Source organism: Aeromonas sp. S16(2024), assembly GCF_041403065.1.
GTDB lineage: Bacteria > Pseudomonadota > Gammaproteobacteria > Enterobacterales > Aeromonadaceae > Aeromonas.
Window position 1 is genome coordinate 111694 of the sequence record NZ_JBGLQX010000015.1, and the last position, 6920, is coordinate 118613.

The window sequence follows — 6920 nt, forward strand, 5'->3', positions numbered from 1 at the left end:
GAAAATCCGCCCTGGTGCACAGCTTGCGGCCGGGCAACTGGGCGCCGCCAGGGGGCTGTGCTCTAATAAGCTCCCTCTTTGGCGGTAGTGCTGCCGCCCTGAACATAGACAACGAGGCAGCGGCCCGGGCCGCGCCAATGGAGCCACAGATGCAGATCACCAAATTGAGCGACTTTATCGGATTGGGGGTGGCGGGCAACTTCGCCGGCCATCTGGAGCAGGCCGGGGAGGCGGCGGACTTCGTCGCCGTCAAGGTCGCGGACAAGGTTGCCCCCAAGGCGCTGTTCCCCTTCTATGTGCCGGATCATCCGGGCCAGCTCGGCGTCTTCCCATTGAGCGGCGAGGCCATCTTCCTGCCAGAGGCGGCGGTGAGCGGCGACGAGAAGGTGCAAATCGAACCCGAGGTGGCGCTCTGGTGCGAGCTGGAGTACGCGGGGGAGCAGGTGGTGGCCATTCATCCCAAGGCGTTCGGCGCCTACAACGACTGCTCCATCCGTCGCCCCAACGCCAAAAAGATCAGCGAGAAGAAGAACTGGGGGGAGGAGAGCAAGGGGCTGGCGGCCACTCTGCTGCCCCTCGGCCATTTTGCCCCGGGTTGCGAGCTCGACGACTACCGCATCGCCTGCTATCTGGAGCGCGATGGGGAGCTGCACCCCTATGGGGTCGACAGCGCGGCGGTGGACTACAGCTACTTCCATCAGCAGCTGCTCGACTGGGCCATCGACAAGTTCAACCATCAGCAGGATGAAGGCCCGGCCGAGCATATCCAGGGGCTGCTGGCCCAGGCGGGGCGCCCGGCCCACGCCCTCATCAGCATAGGGGCCACCCGCTACACCCCCTTCGGCGAGACTCACTTCCTCGCCCCCGGTGACACCGCCTGCGTGGTGGTCTACCCGGCCAGCCGTTACGGCGAAGCGGATATTCGCAAGGCCATTGGCAGCCGAACCTTTGGCCCGGATGTCTCTGCCTTGCTCCAGGCAGTCAGGGTCCGTTGACGCCTCCCTTCCCCCGCGCCCGTGGGGGAAGGCTCTCCTCCCTTCCTCCTGGCCTGCTGCGCCGCCGTGCTTACATAACCCCATGCGTTGTTTTAACATTCAGCCTCTGTCACACCCTTGCTAGAGACCCATGATGCTGGAGTTCAAAACGATCGGGCTGTTTCTGATCACCGCGGTGGCCGAGATCGTCGGCTGTTATCTGCCCTATCTGTGGCTGACCCAGGGGCGGAGCGCCTGGTTGCTGCTGCCGGCGGGCCTGAGTCTTGCCCTCTTTGCCTGGCTGCTCTCCCTGCATCCAACCGCCGCCGGCCGTGTCTACGCCGCCTATGGGGGCGTCTATATCTTCGTGGCCATCCTCTGGCTCTGGGCGGTGGATGGCATCAGACCCACGATGTGGGACTGGGTCGGTTCCGGGGTCGCCCTCACGGGCATGGCCATCATCATGTTTGCCCCCAGATCCGCATAGGACGACAGGGACGCAGAAGATCAGGAGGGTTGCCATGGTGGTGATCAGAGAGTGCAGGGAGCAGGATCTGGCGGGTTTGCTCAGTCTTTACGCCGAGCTCAGGCCCCGGGATCCCGTGTTGACGGCGTCGGTGGCGAGAGAGGCGCTGAGGCAGTTGCTGGCCGAGCCCGGGGTGCGACTCCTGGTGGCCGAGGTGGAGGGGCAGCTCGCCGCCACCTGCCAGCTCGGGGTGATCCCGACCCTGACCAACGGCGGCAGGCCCTTCGCCATCATAGAGCACGTGGTGACGGCCTCTGCGTTTCGGCGTCAGGGGTTGAGCGAGCGGGTACTGGTGCAGGCCCTGACCCTGGCCTGGGAGCTGGATTGCTACAAGGTGATGCTGCTGTCGGGGGAGGGACGCGAAGAGGCCCATCGGCTGTACGAAAAGCTGGGTTTCAAGGCCGGCATCGAGAAAGGCTTTGTCATCAAGCAGGCCGAGGCCAGGGCAACCCCCTGACGCTGGGCACCGCATTGCCAACGTTTACCAGAGCTTGAGTCACAACATCATGAAGATTGAACAAGCGCAAACAGGGGATTACCAGGCCCTGATCGCCCTCTGGGAGGCCTCGGTGCGCGCCACCCATCACTTCCTGCAAGAGACGGATATCATCACGCTCAAGCCCCTGATCCTGGAGCACTATTTTGCGGCGGTGGATCTGGTCTGCGCCAGGGGAGAGGAGGAGATAGCCGGTTTCTGCGGCGTGCACGATGGCAACATCGAGATGCTCTTCATCACCCCCGAGGCGAGAGGGGGCGGGGTAGGCCGCCTGCTGGTGGCCCATGCCATCCAGCGGCAAGGGGCGAGAAGGGTGGACGTCAACGAGCAGAATGCCCAGGCCCTCGGTTTCTATCAGCACCTGGGTTTCGGGGTGACGGGGCGCACCCCCCTGGATGGTCAGGGCAAGCCCTATCCCTTGCTGCACATGGCCCTGGCCGCCGAGTAGGGGCGTCAGAGCAAAAAAACCGCCCTCGTGTGAAGGGGGCGGTTTTTTTGTGTCAGGTCGGCAACAGCTTGCCTTACTCCTCGCTGGAGTTGTCCTGATAGTCATCGCGCTGGGCCTTGGGCAGGCGGCGCATGGGGGTGAAGCCGATGTCTTCCCCCACGACCTCGCGCTTGCGGGCCGGGGCCGGCTTCTTGGGGCCGTCCCCTTTGGCCTTGCCCTTGCCTTTGGCCGCGTCAGGCTTGCCTTTGGCATTGTTGCTCTTGGCGTTGGCATGGGCGCGGTCACGGGGCGGGTTTTGCACCGGCTTGCTGCCTGGCAGGGTCTGGCGGCTTGGCTTGCCGCTCGGCTCGTACCCTTCCATGATCTCTACGGTCAGGGATTGGCCGATCAGGGCCTCGATATCCTTGAGCTGGCCCAGCTCGTCCTGGCTCACCAGGGAGATGGCCTCGCCGCCACGGCCGGCACGGCCGGTGCGGCCGATGCGGTGGATGTAATCCTCCGCCATCTGGGGCAGCTCGAAGTTGATCACATGGGGCAGCTGATCGATATCCAGGCCGCGTGCGGCGATGTCGGTGGCGACCAGCACCCGCACCTTGCCCTCGCGAAAATCGGCCAGCGCCCGGTTGCGGGCACCCTGGCTCTTGTCACCGTGAATGGCGACTGTGTCCAGGCCATCCTTTTGCATCTGCTGGGCGAGGCGGTCGGCTATCTGCTTGGTACGCACGAACACCAGCACCCGCTGCCAGTTGCCACGGCCGATCATGTGGGAGAGCATCTCGCGGCGGCGTTCCCGGTCGACCTGGATGACGCGCTGGGTCACCTGATCGGCGGCGGTGTTGCTGGGATCCACCTCGATCAGGGTGGGGTCCTTGAGCAGATCGTCCGCCAGCGCCTTGATGTCGTTCGAGAAGGTGGCGGAGAAGAGCAGGGTCTGCCGCTCTTCCGGCAGCGCCTTCATGATGCGACGAATGTCGACGATGAAGCCCATGTCCAGCATGCGATCCGCTTCGTCCAGCACCAGCACTTCCAGGGCGCTCAGGGTGAGAGCCCCCTGGGTCAGCAGATCCAGCAGGCGGCCCGGGGTGGCGACCAGGATGTCGACCCCGAGCTTGATGGCGTCCAGGTTCGGCTTGATGCTGACGCCGCCATAGGCGATCAGGGTGCGGAACGGAAGATGATGGGCGTATTTGATGATGCTCTCGCCCACCTGGGCGGCGAGCTCCCGGGTCGGGGTCAGCACCAGGGCGCGGACCTGACGGCGGCCGCCACGGCCGTGGTTGGCCAGCAGACGGTGCAACATGGGCAGGGTGAAACCGGCGGTCTTGCCTGTGCCTGTCTGGGCGCCGCCCAGCACGTCCTGACCGGCCAGAATGGCCGGGATGGCTTGCTGCTGGATGGGGGTGGGTTGTTCGTAACCCAGCTCCTTGACGGCCCGCAGTATGTGCGGTGACAGACCCAGTTCATTGAATGACATGTTCGAGAGAAACTCCGAGCCTTGGGCTCAACGGGTGACGACAGCCTGGGCCCGTCACGACATGGAAGAAGGTGGGTAGCGGGTCAGGGCTCGGCCTGATCCCTTCAGGCCCGTCCATCGGGCGCTACGACACGAAAAAGATAATGGGCGCGTAATATAGCAGAAGTGACGCAGGCACGCAGTAACGGCGTCATGAATGAAAACCCGGAGCACAAAGGGGGCGCACCGCGCCGATGGGAGAGGGGCGCCCGGGGGGCCCGGCTCACAGCAGCCCCTGGATGGCCCCCGCCAGATCCTCGGGTTTGGTCTGGGGGGCGAAGCGGTCCACCACCCGGCCCTCGCGGTCGATCAGAAACTTGGTGAAGTTCCACTTGATGGCCTCGCTCCCGAGCAGCCCGGGCTTTTGCTGCTTGAGCCAGCGATAGAAGGGGTGGGCCTGCTCGCCGTTGACCTCGCACTTGGCCATCAGGGGGAAGCTCACCGGGTAATCCACCTTGCAGAAGCGGGCTATCTCCTCGGCATTCCCGGGCTCCTGGTGGCCGAACTGATCGCAGGGGAAGCCCAGGATCACCAGTCCCGCCGGGCCAAACTGGCGATGAAGCGCCTCCAGCCCAATGTATTGGGGGGTGAAGCCGCAGCGGCTGGCCACGTTGACCACCAGCACCACCCGGCCTTGCAGGGCGTCACCGGGAAACTCGCTGCCATCGAGTCGTTGCAGGGGAATAGTGGGCAAGGGCATGGGGTTCTCCTGGGTCATGGATGCAGGGGGAGACCCGTTTCGGGCCTTGTTTGCACGTTAGCGGGCCCGGGGTGGCGGGGCAAGGGAAAATCGGCGCCTGGGGCCAGCCCCTTATTGATGGCGGGACTTCTCAAGAGAAGCAATCCGGTTTGTGCCAAGGGGGGGAAGTCGCTACAAAGCGCACTCTCTCCACTCGCTGCGAGTCAATCTTGGACTATCAAGCCGTCATGGATGCCATTTACACCCGGGGATGGGTGATTGTGGATGATTTCTTAACCGCCCCCGAGGTGGATGCCTTGCGGGCCTGCCTGCCGGGGGAGTGGCAACCTGCGGGGATAGGGCGGGAGGGGCTGCATCAGGGCAACCCTGAGATCCGCCGTGATCAGATCCACTGGCTGGATCCCGACCTGGGCGCCCCCGTGGCCGACTATCTGGCCCGCATGGAGTCCCTGCGTCTGGCGGCCAATCGCAGCCTGATGCTGGGACTGTTTGACTACGAGGCCCACTTCGCCCGCTACCGTCGTGGCGACTTCTATGCGACCCACCGCGACGCCTTTGCCGGGCGCTCCAACCGCCGTCTCACCTCGGTGTTCTACTTGAACAACGGCTGGCAGCCCCAGGCTGGCGGCGTGCTGCGGGTCTATGACAACGACGAGCAGTTTCTGATGGATGTCTCCCCCAAGGGGGGGCGGCTGGTGCTCTTTTTGTCGGAGGAGTTTCCCCACGAGGTGCTGCCCGCGAGCGAGGAGCGTTACAGCATCGCCGGCTGGTTTCGGGTCAATGGCAATGGCGCCGGGCGGGTCGATCCCCCTCGCTGAGTCCATTTCGTCCCGTTTTTGACACAGGCGCCGCTTTTTACGGGCCAGGATGGGGGGATGGCGGCCCCATCGGCTGACAAGGCTTCCTCTCCCTTGCTACACTGGCCGCACTTATGTTCGTATCTGGCTTCGTCCGGTTTTTATTGTGGTTGGCTTATCAAATGGCCATGACGAGGCCGCTTCTCCCAAGGGATCACATCTAATGAAGAACATGCATGTCTTGCTGCTGTGCGGCGGCGGTGGCGCCGAGCACGAAGTCTCTCTGCGCAGTGCCAATTTCCTCGAACAACAGCTCGGTCTTCTGCCTGGGGTCGAAGTGACCCGGGTCGAGATGTTCGCCGACCGCTGGCTCAGTGCCGACGGCCGCGAGTGCAAGCTGGGGCTGGACAAGCTGCTCTCCTTTGACAGCGTGGCCCGTCCGGTGGATTACGTGGTGCCCTGCATCCACGGCTACCCGGGTGAGACCGGCGATCTGCAATCCTTCCTCGAGCTGGCGGGCCTGCCTTATCTCGGTTGCGACGCCGAGGCGAGCAAGATCTGCTTCAACAAGATCAGCACCAAGCTGTGGCTCTCCGCCATCGGCATCCCCAATACCCCCTATCTGTTTTTGACCGAGCAGGGCGACGAGGCGCTTGCCGAGGCGAGAGCCGCGCTGGCCAAGTGGGGCAAGGTGTTTATCAAGGCGGCCTCGCAAGGGTCATCGGTGGGCTGCTACTCCGCCAGCAACGAAGCTGAGCTGGTGCAGGGGATCAAGGACGCCTTCGGTTACTCCGAGCAGGTATTGATCGAAAAAGCGGTCAAGCCCCGCGAGCTGGAAGTGGCTGTCTACCAGTACGGTGATGAGCTGGTGGCGACCTACCCGGGCGAGATCTGTGTGCCCCAGGACAAGTTCTACACCTATGAGGAGAAGTACAGCAGCGCCAGCCACACCGAGACGGCGCTCAAGGCCGAAGGCCTGACCCAGGCGCAGTCTGATGCCATCCATGCCTACTCCCTCAAGGCCTTCCGCCAGTTGAAGTTGACCCATCTGTCGCGCATCGACTTCTTCCTGACCGAGGATGGGGAGATACTGCTGAACGAGATCAACACCTTCCCGGGCATGACCTCCATCTCCATGTTCCCGAAACTGCTGGAGCATCACGGTCACAGCTTCGCGGCCTTCCTCGAGCAGATCCTGCGCAAAGAGGCCTGAGTCGCGGCCTCATGCCGAAGATGATAAAGAGGGGCCTGCCGGCCCCTCTCAGACTGATGACAAACCCCTGGACGCCGATCTCGGGGTTTGATCTAATTGCTGCATGGTCAATAAATGGACTGCACCATGCTCAGAGAACCCGCACCCCAGCAACTTGAGATCGAGATGGTCACTCTCGAAGAACTTGTCCCCCAAGACCACCTCCTGCGCAAAATCGACAAGTTCATCTCTTTTGACTTTATTCGCGACAAGG

General features: G+C 63.4%; 8 protein-coding genes. 6 read left to right on the plus strand and 2 right to left on the minus strand.

Going from position 1 to position 6920, the window contains the following annotated elements; genetic code table 11:
- Window positions 1-149 precede the first annotated feature (149 nt).
- From ACB030_RS12920 to ACB030_RS12935, 4 genes are all read left to right on the plus strand, one after another.
- A complete protein-coding gene (locus ACB030_RS12920) occupies window positions 150-995 on the plus strand; it encodes a DUF5718 family protein (RefSeq protein WP_371160282.1) in 846 nt (281 codons plus the stop codon).
- A 133-nt stretch (window positions 996-1128) separates the two neighbouring features.
- Window positions 1129-1461, plus strand: coding sequence for a YnfA family protein (locus tag ACB030_RS12925; protein ID WP_371160284.1), 333 nt, complete (start codon window positions 1129-1131; stop codon window positions 1459-1461).
- A 34-nt stretch (window positions 1462-1495) separates the two neighbouring features.
- Complete coding sequence (locus ACB030_RS12930) at window positions 1496-1957, plus strand: N-acetyltransferase family protein (RefSeq protein ID WP_371160286.1); 462 nt, start codon at window positions 1496-1498, stop codon at window positions 1955-1957.
- Between the two features lie 49 nt (window positions 1958-2006).
- Complete coding sequence (locus ACB030_RS12935; protein ID WP_371160288.1) at window positions 2007-2444, plus strand: acetyltransferase; 438 nt, start codon at window positions 2007-2009, stop codon at window positions 2442-2444.
- A 73-nt stretch (window positions 2445-2517) separates the two neighbouring features.
- Here ACB030_RS12935 and ACB030_RS12940 read toward each other — a convergent pair whose 3' ends face one another.
- Entirely contained in the window at window positions 2518-3918 is a 1401-nt protein-coding gene (locus ACB030_RS12940) for a DEAD/DEAH box helicase (RefSeq protein ID WP_371160290.1), read from the minus strand.
- 262 nt (window positions 3919-4180) lie between these two features.
- A complete protein-coding gene (locus tag ACB030_RS12945) occupies window positions 4181-4657 on the minus strand; it encodes a glutathione peroxidase (RefSeq protein WP_371160292.1) in 477 nt (158 codons plus the stop codon).
- Between the two features lie 209 nt (window positions 4658-4866).
- On the opposite strand from ACB030_RS12945, the gene ACB030_RS12950 reads away from it, so the two are divergent.
- Entirely contained in the window at window positions 4867-5475 is a 609-nt protein-coding gene (locus ACB030_RS12950) for a 2OG-Fe(II) oxygenase (protein WP_371160294.1), read from the plus strand.
- A 202-nt stretch (window positions 5476-5677) separates the two neighbouring features.
- The gene (locus tag ACB030_RS12955) at window positions 5678-6667 is read left to right on the plus strand and encodes a D-alanine--D-alanine ligase (protein WP_371160296.1); all 990 of its coding nucleotides are present in this window, start codon (window positions 5678-5680) and stop codon (window positions 6665-6667) included.
- Window positions 6668-6920 lie beyond the last annotated feature (253 nt).